General features: G+C 41.5%; 16 protein-coding genes and 2 pseudogenes. 6 read left to right on the top strand and 12 right to left on the bottom strand.

Annotation, left to right across the window (positions count from 1 at the left end):
* Positions 1-19: 19 nt before the first annotated feature.
* A complete protein-coding gene (locus CDG62_RS07850) occupies positions 20-1363 on the bottom strand; it encodes a dicarboxylate/amino acid:cation symporter (RefSeq protein ID WP_087526574.1) in 1344 nt (447 codons plus the stop codon).
* A gap of 409 nt (positions 1364-1772) precedes the next feature.
* Between CDG62_RS07850 and CDG62_RS07845 the strand changes: the two genes are divergently transcribed.
* Positions 1773-2768, top strand: coding sequence for a glycosyl transferase family protein (locus CDG62_RS07845; RefSeq protein ID WP_087526575.1), 996 nt, complete (start codon positions 1773-1775; stop codon positions 2766-2768).
* A gap of 28 nt (positions 2769-2796) precedes the next feature.
* Here the strand turns inward: CDG62_RS07845 and CDG62_RS07840 are convergent, their stop codons facing one another.
* From CDG62_RS07840 to CDG62_RS07830, 3 genes are all read right to left on the bottom strand, one after another.
* Positions 2797-3237: a hypothetical protein gene (locus CDG62_RS07840; protein WP_087526591.1), complete on the bottom strand. Its 441-nt coding sequence runs from the start codon at positions 3235-3237 to the stop codon at positions 2797-2799.
* 95 nt (positions 3238-3332) lie between these two features.
* Complete coding sequence (locus CDG62_RS07835) at positions 3333-3599, bottom strand: YeaC family protein (protein ID WP_005400556.1); 267 nt, start codon at positions 3597-3599, stop codon at positions 3333-3335.
* Positions 3600-3602: 3 nt separating this feature from the next.
* Entirely contained in the window at positions 3603-4541 is a 939-nt protein-coding gene (locus tag CDG62_RS07830; RefSeq protein WP_087526576.1) for an NAD(+) kinase, read from the bottom strand.
* Between the two features lie 153 nt (positions 4542-4694).
* Here CDG62_RS07830 and mrcB point away from each other — a divergent pair, with 153 nt between their 5' ends.
* Positions 4695-7091, top strand: a complete 2397-nt coding sequence (mrcB, locus tag CDG62_RS07825; protein ID WP_087526577.1) for a penicillin-binding protein 1B — start codon at positions 4695-4697, stop codon at positions 7089-7091.
* A gap of 21 nt (positions 7092-7112) precedes the next feature.
* On the top strand, positions 7113-7661 hold the full coding sequence (locus CDG62_RS07820; RefSeq protein ID WP_087526578.1) for a tetratricopeptide repeat protein: 549 nt from the start codon (positions 7113-7115) through the stop codon (positions 7659-7661).
* A 12-nt stretch (positions 7662-7673) separates the two neighbouring features.
* On the opposite strand, the gene CDG62_RS07815 is transcribed toward CDG62_RS07820, so the two are convergent.
* The gene (locus CDG62_RS07815) at positions 7674-8573 is read right to left on the bottom strand and encodes an NUDIX domain-containing protein (protein ID WP_087526579.1); all 900 of its coding nucleotides are present in this window, start codon (positions 8571-8573) and stop codon (positions 7674-7676) included.
* 150 nt (positions 8574-8723) lie between these two features.
* Between CDG62_RS07815 and hemP the strand changes: the two genes are divergently transcribed.
* Positions 8724-8891, top strand: coding sequence for a hemin uptake protein HemP (gene hemP, locus CDG62_RS07810; RefSeq protein ID WP_004696105.1), 168 nt, complete (start codon positions 8724-8726; stop codon positions 8889-8891).
* Positions 8892-9013: 122 nt separating this feature from the next.
* Here hemP and CDG62_RS07805 read toward each other — a convergent pair whose 3' ends face one another.
* The 6 genes and pseudogenes from CDG62_RS07805 to CDG62_RS07780 all read right to left on the bottom strand — a co-directional run.
* Positions 9014-10351, bottom strand: a complete 1338-nt coding sequence (locus CDG62_RS07805) for a sensor histidine kinase (protein WP_087526580.1) — start codon at positions 10349-10351, stop codon at positions 9014-9016.
* Complete coding sequence (locus CDG62_RS07800) at positions 10351-11013, bottom strand: response regulator transcription factor (protein ID WP_087526581.1); 663 nt, start codon at positions 11011-11013, stop codon at positions 10351-10353. Before CDG62_RS07800 ends, CDG62_RS07805 begins: the two co-directional genes overlap by 1 nt.
* A 143-nt stretch (positions 11014-11156) precedes the next feature.
* A complete protein-coding gene (locus CDG62_RS07795) occupies positions 11157-11519 on the bottom strand; it encodes a NirD/YgiW/YdeI family stress tolerance protein (protein ID WP_004696098.1) in 363 nt (120 codons plus the stop codon).
* 101 nt (positions 11520-11620) lie between these two features.
* Positions 11621-12607, bottom strand: a pseudogene (locus CDG62_RS07790) (GspE/PulE family protein); the annotation flags it as partial.
* A gap of 28 nt (positions 12608-12635) precedes the next feature.
* The gene (locus CDG62_RS07785; RefSeq protein WP_087528928.1) at positions 12636-13337 is read right to left on the bottom strand and encodes an IS1 family transposase; all 702 of its coding nucleotides are present in this window, start codon (positions 13335-13337) and stop codon (positions 12636-12638) included.
* Positions 13338-13396: 59 nt separating this feature from the next.
* Positions 13397-14173, bottom strand: a pseudogene (locus CDG62_RS07780) (ATPase, T2SS/T4P/T4SS family); the annotation flags it as partial.
* 208 nt (positions 14174-14381) lie between these two features.
* Here CDG62_RS07780 and CDG62_RS07775 point away from each other — a divergent pair.
* The gene (locus CDG62_RS07775; RefSeq protein ID WP_087526209.1) at positions 14382-15638 is read left to right on the top strand and encodes an MgtC/SapB family protein; all 1257 of its coding nucleotides are present in this window, start codon (positions 14382-14384) and stop codon (positions 15636-15638) included.
* A 5-nt stretch (positions 15639-15643) separates the two neighbouring features.
* On the opposite strand, the gene tsaA is transcribed toward CDG62_RS07775, so the two are convergent.
* Positions 15644-16354, bottom strand: coding sequence for a tRNA (N6-threonylcarbamoyladenosine(37)-N6)-methyltransferase TrmO (gene tsaA, locus CDG62_RS07770; RefSeq protein WP_087526210.1), 711 nt, complete (start codon positions 16352-16354; stop codon positions 15644-15646).
* A gap of 102 nt (positions 16355-16456) precedes the next feature.
* Between tsaA and CDG62_RS07765 the strand changes: the two genes are divergently transcribed.
* Positions 16457-17236, top strand: coding sequence for a ferredoxin--NADP reductase (locus tag CDG62_RS07765; RefSeq protein ID WP_087526211.1), 780 nt, complete (start codon positions 16457-16459; stop codon positions 17234-17236).
* Positions 17237-17328 lie beyond the last annotated feature (92 nt).

Here is a 17328-nt window from a genome sequence, read left to right as displayed (position 1 = left end):
TGTTTAAGATGAACTAAAATTATGCGTGAGCATTTTCTTCAACAGCCATTTGGCGGTCTACTTCATCTGGATTTGCTAGTGCAAAATGTAGTTTTTCTTGGTCTAACTGACCCACCCATTTCGCAACAACAATCGTTGCCAATGAGTTACCTACTAGGTTGGTTAAGGCACGTGCTTCAGACATGAAACGGTCAATACCTAAAATGAGCGCAAGACCCGCCACTGGAATATGACCAACAGCTGACAAAGTCGCTGCCATCACAATAAAGCCCGAACCCGTCACACCCGCAGCACCTTTCGATGAAATCAATAACACACCCAGTAAAGTTACTTGGTGCATAAGATCGAGCTGAGTATTGGTCGCTTGTGCAATGAAGATTGCTGCCATTGTCAGATAGATTGAGGTACCGTCTAAGTTAAATGAATAGCCTGTTGGAATCACCAAACCAACCACTGACTTTTCACAACCCGCAATCTCAAGCTTTTTCAACATACGCGGTAAAACCGACTCTGAAGATGACGTACCCAGTACAATCAATAACTCTTCGCGAATCATGCGAATCATTTTCAAAATGCTGAAGCCACAAAGACGTGAAATTGTGCCTAGAACCAAGAAAATGAAAAGTAAACAGGTAATGTAGAAACAAATAATCAGCTGAGCAAGTTGTGCCAAGCTACCAATACCATATTTACCAATGGTATATGCCATTGCACCAAACGCACCAATTGGAGCAAGCTTCATGATCATATTTACGATGTTAAAGAACACATGCGAAATTTGATCGATGAACTTCAATACAGGTTTACCTGCATCACCCAACTTATGTAATGCAAAACCAAACATTAAGGCAAAGAGTAGCACTTGCAGTATTTCACCTTCAGCAAATGCACCAACCACGGTGTTTGGAATAATATGCATGAAGAAGTCGACAGTTGTTTGCTGCTGACCAGATTCAACAAACTTTGAGATACCTGAAGTATCTAGTGTTGAAGGGTCAACGTTCATACCCACACCTGGCTTCCAGATGTTAATGACCAGCAAACCGATCAATAGTGCAATCGTCGATACAATTTCAAAGTAAAGTAGCGCAACACCGCCTGTTTTACCTACAGACTTCATACTTTCCATACCCGCAATACCACTCACGACGGTACAGAAAATTACTGGCGCAATAATCATCTTGATCAGCTTAATAAAGCCTTGACCTAGAGGATAAAAAAGCTCGCCCCAGCCAGGTACATATTTTTCAACGCCATTGATAACTTGCGTACCACTAGGGAAAAAATGTCCTACTAAGATACCCGCAATAATCGCGACAATAACTTGAAAATATAGTGACTTATAGATTGGTTTCTTAGTCATAACGAATACTTCTGTAAATCAAAAGACTGAAAAAATCGGTATACCTATACTTCCTCATAGGTAGTTGGCTTTCTGATAAACACAAAAAAGCCCACAGTTTGGACCGCATCCAAACACCGGGTAAAAAATCATGGTGTACAAACAACAGAACTGTGACAAAAATCACAGTTCATTCACATTTACTGCAATGGGAGAGACTAAAAACTAGCGAGTCACAATTATTGGGTAAATTTTACCTAACATTCTTTAATCAAAGTAAACTGATTTCAATCATAATGTATAAAATCTAAACAATATGCCTCATACTTTAGTCTAATGGTGGAAAATTTATTTAAAATTAAAAGTACTGATTTTTTTGATTGTTCCACTAAAATAACACAACACAGCTTTCACTTACTTTGGTTTTTTCATGAACAACAAAAGAAATATTTATAAAGATGCTGAGCACCCATTTGCCCAATTTGTTCGTATTATTGGCAAAGGGAAAAATGGGGCACGCTCACTCAGTTATGAAGAAGCTTACCAAGCCTTTGATATGATCTTGAAAGACCAAGTGTTAGATGTGCAGCTCGGTGCATTCCTAATGCTACTTCGTGTTAAGGAAGAGTCTGTAGATGAACTAGCAGGTTTTGTTCAAGCCACACGAGATCAACTGCCGTTTACACCTTTAGAGGTCGATTTAGACTGGTCTTCTTATGCAGGCAAGCGTAAACACTATCCATGGTTTCTCTTAGCGGCACTGACTTTAGCCAAAGCAGGCTATAAGGTCGTGATGCACGGTGCATCAGGTCATACCATTAACCGTATTTATACTGAACAGGTATTAGAGTATCTCGACTTTAATATTTGCCAAACTCAAGCAGATGTGGAACAAGAATTAGCAACGCGTAATTTTGCGTATCTACCGCTACACACCATCTCTCCGATTTTAAGTGAACTAATTTCTCTACGAAATGTTATGGGTCTTCGTTCACCTATTCATACTCTTGCACGCTTAATCAATCCGTTTAATGCCAAAGCGACCTTGCAAGCGATCTTCCACCCAGCTTATCGTGGTTCGCATCAGCAAGCAGCTTTTAAACTGGGTTATCAAAATAGTGCTGTCATTAAAGGTGAAGGCGGAGAATTTGAACGCAATCCAGATGCAAAAACACTCATCTGTGGCATCAAAAATGGTGAACTTTACGAACATGAACTCCCTAAACTCACCGACAACCGAAGCCCAACCGAAGACGAGCTGGATTTGACTGAGTTTAAAGCCGTTTGGCTGGGTGAAAAACAACATGAATATGGTGAAATGGCAGTGACTGAAACCATTGGTATTGCGCTATATACCATGGGCGTCTGCGATACATATAGCGATGCCATGCAACAAGCCAAGCAGCTTTGGTGCACTCGTTTCTAAGCCGAAGGAACAAACAAAAGCGTGAACCTTATTCGTCACGCTTTTCGATCCAGTAAAAGTTAGTCCAGTAAGGATAACTCTTTCCTGAAGAATGAATATTTCTGAGTTTCAACTGATCACCAATATGAATGTCGATTTTTTGAGATCGATAAGAGCCAGATAAATAAACATCTTTTTGTTCTCCAATGAGGCTTGAACAATAAAACTGATGGCTTTTTAACTTTTTCGATGCTTCGCCTGCATGGGCGTCATGGATCTTTATTCCAATCAACAGCATTGGATAACCATCATTTTTCATTGATGTGTATTGTGTGATGGGATTTTGAAAATTTTGACTCGGTAACACAGAAATATCTAATAAACATTCAATTTTTCTTGCATCACTTGCTGTCTCAGAAAATACATGGGTCGAAATTGCAATAATGAAGAATAAACTGTGTCGAGTGAGCTTTATTATTTTTATAAGCATAATGATTGAAACAGTTTTGCAGGTTATTGTTTTTAAATTGAGTTGTTGAATCACCCAGCATCTGTTGCTGAGCGATTCAACGTATTTTTAATCAATTAAATAAAGCGAATAGGTTTAAATTCTGGTTCAGGCACATGAGAATCACATTCCTCACCTTCTTCCTTATGCCCTTTATCGATATAACCCGTACGTTCTTTTTCAGGCGTATTCTGATGCTCCCAAGCAATCACGGCTTGCATACAAGTTTGACGTTGTTCAGCAGTCAACGCAATTCCATTTGGCCATTTACCAATTTCTACAGCTGTTTTTAAACGCTCAACAATATCGGCATCTAAAATAGAAAGCATCTGTTCAATATTCATGGTTTAATCCTGTTGAAAAGAGTCAAAATCTTGGTTCCAACCGAGTTTAGTACGGCATGACATATAAAAATCATAACCCGGTGGATGCAATAAATTCAGTTTAAAGGGGTGCTTACGAATATGTAAGCTATCACCCACATTGAGCGAGACACTGTGTTGACCATCTGCACTGACCATCGGCAAAACACGGTTTTCACGAATCAGAAGCTTAATTTCACTGTGTCCACCCACCACAATAGGACGTGAAGACAAGGTATGTGGATGCATCGGTACCAAAGCAATCGCATCCATCCCCGGATGCACGATTGGGCCTCCACCTGACAACGAATAAGCTGTTGAACCCGTTGGCGTCGATACAATCAAACCATCACTATGTTGACGGTAGACATATTGGCCATCAATATTGAGTTCGAAGTCAATCATATGCACCGACTTACCCGAGTGTAATACCACATCGTTTAGCGCAATTGCATCATAAATCGTCTCACCCTTTGAGCGAATTTCCATTTCCAATAAGAAACGACGATCTAACTGAAACTCACCTTTTAAGACTTGATCGAGCTTAAAAATTACTTCAGTCGGCTTGATGTCGGTTAAAAAACCCAAACGCCCTCGGTTTACACCCATGACAGGGGTATTAAATTTGACCAAGGCACGTGCAGCATGCAGAAGTGAGCCATCCCCGCCCACCACAATCACCAAATCGACCACTTCACCCAGAAGTGCACGACTCACCGTTTGTGTGTTTTTATAAGGAACAAGTTCAGCGGTTTGCGCATCAAAAACGGGATGTAACCCTAAGCTGAGTAGATGATCATGAATAAGACATAAGGTTTCGACAACTGAAGACTTATCTGGACGTCCAATTAAGCCTATGTTTCGAAATGTTTTATGTGAAATTTGCACCTGCAACATCGCTCCGCTACGATTCCTGCCTATCATAACATTATTTATTTAAATTGATTCAAAAACTAAAGTGACTGCTTATACACATGGAATTATCTCCATATTTCAGTTTGTTCACAGTTTAATTATTGCAAATTAGCGAAAAGCTTCGCATGATTAGCACAATTTCTCAGGATCTTATTCGTATTTATGAAGTCAGAACGTGGCATAGGTTTAATTGCACTGATCTTCTGCATCTTAGTCATTGCAGCATTCTTGGTGTTTAGTATTTATTTAATAAGACTCGACTCCGTTGTACGTGACAAGTTTGAAGGCAAGCGCTGGGACATTCCTGCAAAGGTATTCGCGCGTCCACTCGAAGTGTATACCAATGCCCCTGTCAGTCAGGCTGACTTCACTCAAGAGTTAAAACTTTTGGGCTATAAATCCTCAGAAAACTATACCAAATCAGGGAACTTTGTCAGTTCTGGCAATGAACTATATGTACACACCCGTGGCTTTGACTTCGGTGATAGTGTCGAGCCAGAACAAGTGCTTAAAGTCACTTTTGCTGATGACCAAGTGGCTGAAGTCAGTGCAACTAAACCTTCCTCTACAGGGATTGCACGTTTGGAGCCTATGCTGATTGGCGGGATTTATCCACAACACAACGAAGACCGTGTCCTGATTAAACTCGACAAAGTCCCTAAGCCTTTAATTGAGGCTTTAATTGCAACCGAAGATCGTAATTTCTATAGTCACCACGGCGTTTCAATTCGTGGTACAGCACGTGCGATTGTGAGTAATGTCACTGGTGGAAAACGTCAAGGCGGTTCAACACTGACCCAACAGCTGGTGAAAAACTTCTACCTCACCCCTGAAAAAACCATTAAGCGTAAAGTCAATGAAGCATTTATGGCTTTATTGGTCGAATTTCACTATGACAAAGATGAAATTTTAGAAGCCTATCTTAATGAAGTGAACCTCGGGCAAAACGGCAACTATTCTATTAATGGTTATGGTTTGGCTTCGCAGTTTTACTTCGGGATGCCTTTACGTGAGCTAAATATTGCGCAACAAGCTTATTTGGTAGGTTTGGTACAAGGTCCAACCTTATATAACCCTTGGCGTAACCCAGAAGCTGCGAAAAAGCGTCGTAATATTGTTTTAAACAACATGTTGGTCATGGGCTATCTGACCCAAGAACAATATGCAACTGAAACGGCTCGTCCTTTAAATGTAATTGCCAAACCAACACTCGGCCCTTCACGTTTCCCAGATTTCTTAGACATTGTGCGTCGTCAGTTACGTACTGAATACCAAGAAGGTGATTTGACCAATCAAGGGTTGCGCATCTTTACAACACTCGATCCAATTGCCCAAACCAAAATTCAAGATGCGTTTAAATCGACTGTTGGTCGCTTAAGCCGTGGCTCAAGCCGTCTAAAAGAGCTGCAAGGGGCGGTATTGGTTGCACATCCTGAAAATGGTGAATTGGTCGCAGCTGTTGGTTCAACCCAAGACTTTACAGGTTTTAACCGTGCACTTGATGCCAAACGTCAAGTCGGCTCACTGCTTAAACCTGTGATTTATCTCAGTGCAATTCAATCGGGACGTTACAACTGGGCCAGCCCAATTGAAGATAGCAGCATTAGTATTCAATCCAATGGTAAAGCATGGACACCCAAGAACTATAGTGGTGGCGAACATGGCGTTGTACCGATGGTACAGGCGCTGTCGAATTCATATAACTTATCAGCTGTTCGACTTGGTCAAGAGTTTGGTTTATCGACATTTAACAATCACCTAAAACGTTTTGGTGTAACCAGTAATATTCCAACCTATCCATCCATTTTCTTGGGTGCGGTAGACATGTCTCCGATGGAAATGCTCAGCATTTATGGCAACTTTGCCACAGGAGGTTTTAAGTATCCGACTAAATCCATTCGTACTGTTGTCGATCAAAACGGTCGCTTGCTGACCCGTTATGGTTTAAATGTCCAACAAACCATTGACCCTGCTTCGGCCTATGTCCTGAATTATGGTCTACAACAAGTGATGACCTCAGGTACAGGTCGTTCAGCTTATAACACTTTACCGAACTCGCTTCAGCTTGCAGGCAAATCTGGAACCACCAATGACACCCGTGACTCATGGTTCGCAGGTTACTCGGGCAATTATGTTTCTGTGGTTTGGCTAGGTTTAGATGACAACAAACAAACTGGCTTAACAGGTTCTTCAGGCGCGTTGCCAGTGTGGACCAATGTGATGAGCCAGCTACGTCAAAAACCAGTCAACTTACGTCAACCAGATGATGTGCAATGGCACTGGATTGATCGTGGCACGGGTTATCTTGCTGCTCAAGGTTGTGAGGGCGCAATGTATATTCCTCTCTTGCGAAACACCGTACCGCGCAAAGCAACTGCATGTGGCTTACCGCATTATCAAGTTGAACCCACTTACAATCCTGAAACAGATGGTTACCAAGCTACACCTGAACAAGGCGACAGCATAGACAACTATATTCGTGAAAGTGAATCGAACATGCAGCGTAACTTAGAAGATGAGACGCAAGTCATTTCGAGTGGTAGCTATCAACCTGAATAAATAGGACGGATTTAAATTTTGATGTGGTTTAAACGTTTAAGTATCTTAGCAACCATCGTGACTGTGGCAGGCTGTCAAAGCCTCCCACAGCCATCTGAAAAAAAGACACCTGAAAAGCCGACACAGTCGGATAAAGAGCAGAAAACACCTTCAGGTGTCACAATTCACCCTTATGACCGCGAAGAAATTCAACGTCAGAAGATTGTGATTCCTGAACAAAAAAGCAAACAACAGTTTGATGATGGACGACAGCTTCCTGCTTTTAAAAGCCTGATGCAAAAAACACAAACGGCCTATCGCCAAGGTCAGTGGAGCCAAGCACAAAGCTACGCCATGCAAGCACAGCGTTTAGCACCACAGTCGAGTGAGACCTTTTTGTATTTAGCTTTAATTGCCAATCAACAAAAACAACCTGCAAATGCGGAATCGCTTGCACGTCGCGGCTTAAGTTATGCTCAAAGTAATGCCATGAAAAAGCAACTTTGGAGCGTTATCTTAAAAGCAGGTCAAATCCAGAAGAATCAGAAAACCATTCAACAAGCGCAAACGGCAATCAAAAGTCTGTCTTAAAAGCACGCTCCATTAAATGGAGCGCTGGCCTGCTATACCATAAGCGCCATAACTTTGTGCCTTGGCCAAATCAACTAACTGTAAGCCACCTAGGGCAAAAATTGGGATGTGAATCTTTTGAGCAATCAGACTAAACTGCTCCCAGCCCAAAGTGTCACTATTCGGATGGCTTAAAGTTTCAAGTACAGGGCTAAGTAAAATGGCATCACAGCCAATATTCTGCGCATGTTCTGCACTTTCTGTGTCATGACAGGCCGCAATATAACGCTGCCCAACATTCAGTTCCCCTTTACTCAGTTGCATGAGTTGAGATTGCTTCAGGTGCACGGCCGCAACTGCCTGCTGTTGTAGTGGATTTAAACCTTTCCATAGTTCTATATTTATAATCACTCGTGCTAATTGTTCTACACTCAGTTCTGCAATTTTTAAAATATGCTCAGGACTAGCAGGCACACGCCAATACAGTACTTGTTGTTCAGGCAAATTCTTCAACAAATCGATTTGATCTGAAATTTTAATCACAGGTGCGGCATAAAGTCGCTTTAATATGGCCTGATTGGCTTTTGGAAAGTTAAGATCTTGTAATTCAGCACGCTTGAACCACGCCCATGGTGAGTGAATGTCTGCCAATAGATGATTTGATACTACAGCATGAAATAAATGCAAATTGACAATCACATCGTCATATTCAAACTGGATACAATCAAAAGCATGCCAATCTTGTATATTAACTCCAACTTCCTCTAACACCTCACGGCGACAGGCTTGCTCAGGCGTTTCACCTGCTTCCACCTTCCCTCCAGGAAATTCGTGCTTGTTGCCCTGATGCTGTTCCGCCTGGCGCCAGCCCACCAACACTTTGCCTTGGTGTAAGAGTATGGCTATAGCAACTTGAACCAAAGGTTTTGACATAATCAGATTCCATTTCAGATGTGTAGTGTATTGAGTGATTGCATGTAACGATATTGAAGTTTTTTATATTTTCAGCGAGAAAATGTTGACAGCCTCATTCGATAATGATTATCATTTAAATCGTTCAATATATACCACGGAGTCGCCAGAATGAACGCACCATTTAGCTTATTTACTCGTAACGAAACAGCCCATTCACTACCAATGCTACACTCAAACAACTTATTTGCCCTAGGCCGTGAAATTCGCATTATGCATGCTGGAGAAGAGTATCGTCTACGACTCACTCGCAATAATCGACTCATTCTTACCAAATAAGAACTATAAAAACCCAATAACAATAATCGTGGAAACAAGCAGTATGTCAGCGCGTACTGCTTTTTAATCTCTTTAAGTTTGATCATTTATACTATTTTTATAACAAATCACAATCTACATATCTAAACCTCAAGCATATTTAACAGCAGCTCCACTTTTAAACCGCCTAAGTCTGATGGACTAAAGAACAACTGCCCTGCATGTAAATCGACAATTTTCTGACAAATTGATAAGCCTAAACCTGAACCTTGTGTTTTTGTACCTAAAGCCCGATAAAAGCGTTCCCCCAAACGCTGAATAATTCCAGCATCGACACCATTTCCACTATTTTCAATACTTAATCTTAACTGCTCTTTTTCGATCGTGAGGTTGATAAAAACTTGTGCCTGCTCGGGGCTATAGCGAATCGCGTTATCGAGCAAATTACGAAGTGCGCTAAATAAGAGCTGCTCATTGGCCCATACATAAGTCTGCTCTGCAAGCACCATATTAATTTCAACCTGTTTTGAGTCCGCAAACGGCTGTAAAGCTTTAATCACATCCCGCATTAAGTGACTTAAATCAAACTTAGCCTTAGCCAAGCTTTCCCTTTGCTCAGGGTCTAGCCGCGCCAGTAACAACAAATTATCCAACACCTGTACCCCACGACTGACATCTTGTTGGATTGGTTTTAACTCACTTTCAAGTTCAGGAAACTTGCGCTTGAGCACCTGAAGTCGCATTTGTATCGCAGACAATGGAGAGCGTAGCTCATGTGAAGCGTCTGCTGTGAAGCGTTGCTCCGCCACTAAAGATTGATCTAAACGCGCCAATAATGCATTCAGTTGAGACAGCATCGGTTGTAACTCAATCAACTCAGGTTCAGGCGTAGAAATAGCTGCTAAATCATTGACCGATTTATTTGAAATTTGCTCTGAAACTTGGCGTATCACTCGAAATTTACGTCGAATGGCAAAATGCATCAACAGCCACTGTACACACCAGACTAAAAACAACACACCGCTAAAAACGAGGATGCTTTGCCAAAAGGCATGAAAACGTTCGGACATCGACTGGGTCACTTGAACCTGTAAACCGTGATTATCCTGTGCTGTATAAATACGCCAAAGTTTCTGCTCTGACCAATAAAAACCATAAGGTTCATCTGAAACCAAACTCAAATGATCCACGGTAATTTTTTCAGGCGCATCTTCGGATGCTGTTAACAGTTGCTGTGCATTATCGAGTCGATAGCGAATCTCGAATTCATCACTGAGCTCAGCCAAGGCCTGACCATTGCTGACCGTTAAATCATCTGCCAACAACATATCGGCCATTTCATCCATGATTTCATCTTGCATAGACATGGTCTGATAAACCGACACCCCAATAAACATCAGCAATGCCAAAAGCCCCGCTAGTATCGAACTGAGGAGCGAACTTTTAACAAGCTGACGCTGTAATGAAATTGGCTGAGCCATTATGTGTCCTGATTCATTCTGTAGCCCAAACCACGTATGGTTTTAATACAGTGACTACCGAGTTTTTTTCGCAATTGATAAATAAAAACCTCAATCGCATTACTTTCAATTTCATCGCCCCATGCATAAAGACTTTCTTCGAGTTGTTGTCGCGTAACTACATATTCGGGCTTGAGCATCAATTTATGCAAAATTTGAAACTCTTTGGCAGTTAAATTAACCGCTTGACCATTTTGAGTCACACTTTTGGCTTGTGGGTCGAGTTGGATATTGGCATAGCTCAATACCTGCGAGCTGTTATGCTGTTGCTGTCGAAGTTGTAAGCGAATTCGAGCAGATAATTCCTCCAAACTAAAGGGTTTAACCAAATAGTCGTTGGCACCCAAGTCTAGCCCTTCGACCCGATCTCGAATACTGTCACGCGCCGTTAAAAAAATTACAGGCGTCGAGAGGGTCTTGCCACGGACTTTTAGCAAAATGTCATCGCCTGTGGCATGCGGCAAACCACGATCTAAAAGCACACAGTCATACTGATGCTGTTCAATGGCTAAAATGGCATGGTCGCCCCGCTCCACCCAATCGACACTATAGCCATCCATTTCAAGCCAAGTTTTAATGCTCTCAGCTTGTGAGACATCATCTTCTGCTAATAATATCCGCACTGCTAAACCTGCCTTATCCCTATTGTTTAAATCATGCCGTGAAATGACGCAAAATACAAAACCACATGGCTAGGATCAAATCTAAGCCATGTGGTTTTTTAAGAAAACCCAATCAAAATTGGATTGAGCTTGGACCAGACTGTTTAGAATTTCACTTGATCTACATCAATTTCAACGCGTTTTGCTGGTTTGTAATCAATATCCACTTCACCGATAATGGTTACAGGTGTTTTAGCTGAAATCGCTTTACCCCCCCATAGTTCATCATCAATGTCGACAGTGATTGAACCTGTTTGGTCACGGAATTCATATTTTTCATCACCAATAGCTTTGACCACATAACCTTTTAACTGCACATGGCTATCATCTTTTAATGTTAAAGCATGCTTAACCGTAGTTGGTGTTGAAGCAGCAACAGCCGCTTGATTCACTGCGGTGTTTGCTACAGCTACAGTGGTTGAACCAATAACACCAGCAACCAATAACGCTTTCATCATCATATTCATATCCAGTACCTCTGTTTAATTGTTCACCTATTCGATGAAGCTATTAAAGCAAAGCTAGATGAGCTGAATCTTAAGAAAGCGTTAAGTAAAGCATTAAAGGTTTAGTTGAGTGGGACGACACGTAACACTTCTTCTAGCGTGGTGACACCTTCTAAAACTTTACGTGCACCCGCAATTCTTAAAGGTTCAATGCCTTCTTTTTTGGCTTGTTGACGCAATGCGGTCAAGTCACCATTGGCACCAATCAGTTGCTTGGCCTCTAAACTCACAGGCATAAATTCATAAATACCGACTCGTCCTTTATAACCCGTTTGCCGACACTCTTCACATCCTACTGCAGTAAAGACTTTTTCAGGCATTTCCATAACGTAATCAAAAGTCAGATGTTCCCACTCTTGGCTGTTGATTTGCTTTTCAACTTTACAATGTGGACACAGACGACGTACGAGACGCTGTGCCAATACCCCTAAAATGGTTGCCGCAGTTAAGAACGGTTGTACGCCTAAATCATGCAAACGCGTTAGACTGGAAGGTGCATCATTAGTATGCAGAGTTGACAGTACCAAATGCCCTGTGAGTGCCGCTTGAATCGCCATATTGGCCGTATCATGGTCACGAATCTCACCGACCATAATAATGTCAGGGTCTTGACGCATCAGTGCACGAACACCATCAGCAAAACCAAGATCAATGCTTGTATTCACCTGCATTTGGTTAAAACTCGGTTCTAACATTTCAATCGGGTCTTCAATGGTACAGACGTTCACCTGTTCGGTGGCCAATTGTTTCAAAGAAGAATAAAGCGTGGTGGTTTTGCCTGAACCTGTTGGCCCTGTCACCAAAATAATGCCGTGACTATGTGAGGTCAGCGCTTGCCAATCACTGAGCAAATGCCCTTCAAAACCCAACTGCTGAAAACTGCGCACTAAAACTTCAGGGTCAAAAATACGCATCACCAACTTTTCACCAAATGCAGTCGGTAAAGTCGAAAGACGCAGTTCTGTTTCTTGCCCTTTCGGTGTCCGTGTTTTTAAACGTCCATCTTGTGGTTTACGTTTCTCTGCCACGTTCATTCGACCTAAAATTTTAGGTGGTGTTTCAAAAAGTATGCTGGCGTTAAACAAATCCGTTATTAAGGTAAAAGAAAGTCAAATCAAAGGCTTTAAAATGATTTTCGAGCTTTTTAGAAAAGTTGCAACTTCTCCTAAATCCACGCCTGATTCGATGACGAATTCTACAATTGTTACCTTCAATACCGACGGTAAAAAACTTACCGATCACTTGCTTGCAACATTGAAATGCTGTGATAAAACTATCCCAGTCATCACTCGCAATTCGAGCATATTGAACCCCAAGCTTTTTAAGTCTAGCTTTAAGACGTTGAACCGTTGCTAAATCCCGCTTACCCCAAACATAAGCAACAATTTCTCCAGATTCTCGATGGTAGGCATAAATAAGCCATTGTTTATTTTTCTTATTCCCTACAAAAGTCCAAAGTTCATCGACTTCAAGACATTCGTAGTGGCTTTGTTTAGGCTGAATCTGATAGATCGATTCACTTAAGGTTCGTAATACCTTGCCAATGCTGATACGCTCGACTTCAGCAATATCTCTTACACCGCTTCCTCTGACCATTAAATGTAATATCTTGCCGGTAATACCTGAGTTACACCCTTGATAGCTTAATGCATGATCACCAATAAATTGACGTTTGCAATCTTTGCACTGATGGTTTTGTTTCCCATCTACTTTGATGCCATTTCTCTTTATATTGTTACTTAGACAGGTAGGACATTTGATTTGTAGCGTTATTTTCATACCTCTATTTTATCAAAAGCCATATTGTTTTTTTCAGCATACTTTTTGAAACACCACCAAATTTTAATCCGCGAAATCACCGCGGTTAAAGTATTGGCTGGCATGTTATAAATCGTATGCAGCACCCCATCAATACGGAAACGCACTTTACCGTTGTCTTTACGTGGTTCTAAGTGAATATCACTGGCCCCTTGCTCAAAAGCAAACTGTAAAACCCAGTCGACTAATTTAACAATGTGTTGGTCATTGGCATCTGGATTTTGGCTATCACCCAGCTGTAAGAGTGCCTCAACACCTTTATTATCACGGTCATAGCTCCCAGACTTCTGGGAGTTACTGACAGCACGGCTCACCTGATAATACTCGACCATATAGCGCTGTAATTGCTCAGGGCTGAGCAATACACGCTGGATTTTTTTTGGTGCAACATTGTGCTCCAAATTTGCAATCCAATCTTTCATATACGGCTGATCTGTTGCAATCAACACTTGATTGGCCTGAACTTCAACTGCCAAGATTTTATTACGGAAGGCGAATTCTTGAGACATCACCGAAGTCAAAGCTTGCACATCAGCTTTGAGCGGATCAATCACATAAAACGGTAATTGGGTCTTTTCGGCTAACCACTGACAGAGTCGATTTAATGTCAGTCTCGACTGCAGATGCGACTGATCCACCAAATTAAAATGAGCAATCCACTGTAAAGGATGCCACTTTAATTGATCGCGTTGACGGTGCGTGGTTTGTACTAGATTTTTTTCTTTTTCAGTAATTCGCCCATCTTTAAAGAGTTGATCTAAGCACCAAGTGGTATCAATTTCAAAATTAAAATTCATTGTTATACATCCCCAAACATAACCCCACTATAGCAAGATTTTCTGTATTCATTCGCACAAAGCACAAGCAAATCCTACAAATGTCGAGGAATAGCCTAGTTCATAAATATAATCACGAATTCACTTAGGATTCTTGCACTTTCAACTTGAATCCACATCCAGCATTCGCCTATATTTTAGACAGATCATTAGCTTTTGTGAGATAGGCTTGGACTTCAACGCAATTTCCATCAACAGCTTGGCTTTATCTGATGTCCTTATTACTTTGGCTTCGGCATTGGGCTGTGGACTGTTGATTGGTCTAGAACGTGAACGAAGTAAACAACGTGAAAATCAACAGAGCTTTGCAGGACTACGCTCTTTTGCCATTTGTGCCCTTATCGGCGCTATTTGTTTTTTATTTGGTTTTAGTATTGGTATTGTCGGTGCGCTGATCATCGGCGGTATAGTTATATTCTCAATGAAAAACCAAACAGAAGATTTGGGTTCAACCACTGAACTTGCATTTGTCATGACCTATTTTATTGGGGCCATGTGCCTGTGGAATACCTCTTTAGCGGCAGGTTTAGCCGTGCTACTGACCATTATTTTAATGACCAAACATTCTATGCACAGCATTGCTGGAAAATGGATTACTGAAGCTGAGTTTAAAGACGGTATCTTTCTCCTAGCGCTGATTTTAATTGCCCTGCCTTTAACGCCGAATACGCCTTTATGGGGTGCTGTACTGAATCCCTACATTATTTTAAAATTAGTCACGCTCATCCTTGCTGTTCAAGCGCTTGCACATATTGCCAAACGACTGCTGAGCACTAAAAATGCCATGATTTTATCGGCGATCGCTTCAGGATTTGTATCGAGTACAGCGACTGTTGCCAGCTTAGGTATGGAGGTACGTGCAGGCCGAGCACTGGCTAAACCTAATGCAGGTGCTGCACTTATGTCCTGTATTGCAACTTTGTTGCAACTGCTGATTATCGTCGCTGGTGTAAGTATGCTTTGGCTCAAGACCATTCTGCTTCCAACCCTTGTGGCAAGTGTCCTTTTAGGGATCTGTGCCTACATGTTGGTACGATCTGCGCCCGCACAAGAACAACATCAACCCAATGATTCACGCATGTTTAGCTTAAAAGAGGCAGGCATTATTGCCCTGACTTTGACGCTCATCCAAGCGGTTGTGTATGGACTCAACCTTTGGCTGGGAGATGCAGGTTTAATCGCTGGGACTTTGTTGGCTTCTTTATTTGAAATTCATGCAGCGATGGCAACAGTGGTCATGCAAGGAACACCGGCAGACACGGCAGCAATGTCTGCATTTATCTTAGGTTTGGCTGCACACGCTGTTGCTAAATCCGTTAATGCCGCCTTAACAGGTGGTCAACAATACTTTATTGCTTTTGCCCCAATTCAGATTTTGCATATGGTGGTTTTGATTGGGCTGTTGTATTGGAGCTTCTCTCTTTAAGACTCTCATTCTACCGCCGTGATATTCACTGTAGTTTCACCCACTGTAAAGGAGATATCAACAGTAGCAAATTTCATTTTATATACCCTCGCTTCATCATCCTGATACGCTGGTCTGGGATCTAAAGATAAAACGGCTTCAAGCTCTTGTGCGGTCTGTACAGACAATTTTCCATTCGTCAAAAGCTGTTGCTTCTGTTCGATCGCCCGATCCGACCATATCACAGACTTACGTTTAGGTTCATCTTGCGCATAGCCACTTTCCGCATCTATAACGGCATCTGAGTATTGTATATAGGGTTTGATATCGACTATCGGGGTGCCATCTAGCAAATCACTTCCTGTGACATACACTCGAACTGACTTCCCTTCTTTTTTGACACACTTGAGCCTCACCACCGATAGACCAATCGGTGAAGGACGATACATGCTGCGAGTAGCAAACACCCCTATTTTTTTATTTCCTCCTAAACGTGGCGGACGAACTTGCGGGCGGAACTGGGTTTTTTCTGAATTTTTATTCTCATGAAACTGCCACACCAACCATAAATGACTAAATGCCTCAATCCCTTCAAAGGCCAGAACATCATTATAGGGCGATAACATTTCAATATACGATTCCACTTGAACCAAGTTAGGCTGACGAGGAATACCAAACTTCTCCTTATAAGAAGAGTGCATGTAGCCAATAATTGGCAAGGTTAACTCAGTCATCATCACTTTTTCTAATAAGCTCAATTAAATATATTCAGTTTATCGAGAATGATTTTAGATTAGAATAGCAACCTGTTCTAATTTGATAATTTATTGAGACCTTTAATGGCTGCTTTCAACGTCGAAAAGATTACTCACGTCCACCATTGGAATGATACTTTATTCTCTTTTAAAACGACGCGCGACACTGCACTACGTTTTAAAAACGGTCAATTTGTGATGATCGGCCTTGAAGTAAATGGCAAACCGTTAATGCGTGCTTACTCTATTGCTAGTGCTAACTACGAAGAAGAACTCGAGTTTTTCTCAATTAAAGTTCCTAATGGTCCATTAACCTCTATTTTACAAAAAGTTAAAGTAGGCGACGAAATTTTGGTATCTAAAAAGCCGACTGGAACTTTAGTACTTGATGACTTAAACCCAGGTAAAAATCTATACCTACTTTCTTCTGGTACAGGCCTTGCACCATTCTTAGCAACCATTCGCGACCCTGAAACGTATGAACGTTTTGAGAAAGTGATTGTGGTTCATGGTACACGCTTCATTTCTGAATTGGCTTACCAAGACCTTATTTTAGACGAACTTCCGAACAATGAGTTCTTTGAAGAGCTAGGCATTAAAGACAAATTGGTTTACTACCCAACGGTTACTCGTGAAGAGTATCCAAACCAAGGTCGTGTCACAACAGTTATTGAAACTGGCGAGATTTTTGAGAAGATCGGTTTACCACGTTTCAACCCAGAAACTGACCGTGCAATGCTTTGCGGCAGTCCTGCATTCCTCGATGACGTTGCTGCACTTCTAGACCAACATGGTTTAAAAGAGTCGCCACGTATGGGTGTGCTTGGTGACTACGTGATTGAACGTGCATTCGTTGAAAAATAAGATAGTATAAAGATATTAAAAACCGAAGCTTAGGCTTCGGTTTTTTATTTACTCTACGTATAGTTTTATCTAATATTAAAAAAATAACAAAT

The organism is Acinetobacter sp. WCHA55 (genome assembly GCF_002165305.2).
Lineage (GTDB): Bacteria > Pseudomonadota > Gammaproteobacteria > Pseudomonadales > Moraxellaceae > Acinetobacter.
This window is presented reverse-complemented; position numbering and strand designations above follow the sequence as displayed.

Bases quoted from the DNA above. Each gene is read 5' to 3' on its own strand.
- CDG62_RS07850 (WP_087526574.1), bottom strand. From the start codon at position 1,363: ATGACTAAGAAACCAATCTATAAGTCACTATATTTTCAAGTTATTGTC.
- CDG62_RS07845 (WP_087526575.1), top strand. From the start codon at position 1,773: ATGAACAACAAAAGAAATATTTATAAAGATGCTGAGCACCCATTTGCC.
- CDG62_RS07840 (WP_087526591.1), bottom strand. From the start codon at position 3,237: ATGCTTATAAAAATAATAAAGCTCACTCGACACAGTTTATTCTTCATT.
- CDG62_RS07835 (WP_005400556.1), bottom strand. From the start codon at position 3,599: ATGAATATTGAACAGATGCTTTCTATTTTAGATGCCGATATTGTTGAG.
- CDG62_RS07830 (WP_087526576.1), bottom strand. From the start codon at position 4,541: ATGATAGGCAGGAATCGTAGCGGAGCGATGTTGCAGGTGCAAATTTCA.
- mrcB (WP_087526577.1), top strand. From the start codon at position 4,695: ATGAAGTCAGAACGTGGCATAGGTTTAATTGCACTGATCTTCTGCATC.
- CDG62_RS07820 (WP_087526578.1), top strand. From the start codon at position 7,113: ATGTGGTTTAAACGTTTAAGTATCTTAGCAACCATCGTGACTGTGGCA.
- CDG62_RS07815 (WP_087526579.1), bottom strand. From the start codon at position 8,573: ATGTCAAAACCTTTGGTTCAAGTTGCTATAGCCATACTCTTACACCAA.
- hemP (WP_004696105.1), top strand. From the start codon at position 8,724: ATGAACGCACCATTTAGCTTATTTACTCGTAACGAAACAGCCCATTCA.
- CDG62_RS07805 (WP_087526580.1), bottom strand. From the start codon at position 10,351: ATGGCTCAGCCAATTTCATTACAGCGTCAGCTTGTTAAAAGTTCGCTC.
- CDG62_RS07795 (WP_004696098.1), bottom strand. From the start codon at position 11,519: ATGAATATGATGATGAAAGCGTTATTGGTTGCTGGTGTTATTGGTTCA.
- CDG62_RS07785 (WP_087528928.1), bottom strand. From the start codon at position 13,337: ATGAAAATAACGCTACAAATCAAATGTCCTACCTGTCTAAGTAACAAT.
- tsaA (WP_087526210.1), bottom strand. From the start codon at position 16,354: ATGATGACTGAGTTAACCTTGCCAATTATTGGCTACATGCACTCTTCT.
- CDG62_RS07765 (WP_087526211.1), top strand. From the start codon at position 16,457: ATGGCTGCTTTCAACGTCGAAAAGATTACTCACGTCCACCATTGGAAT.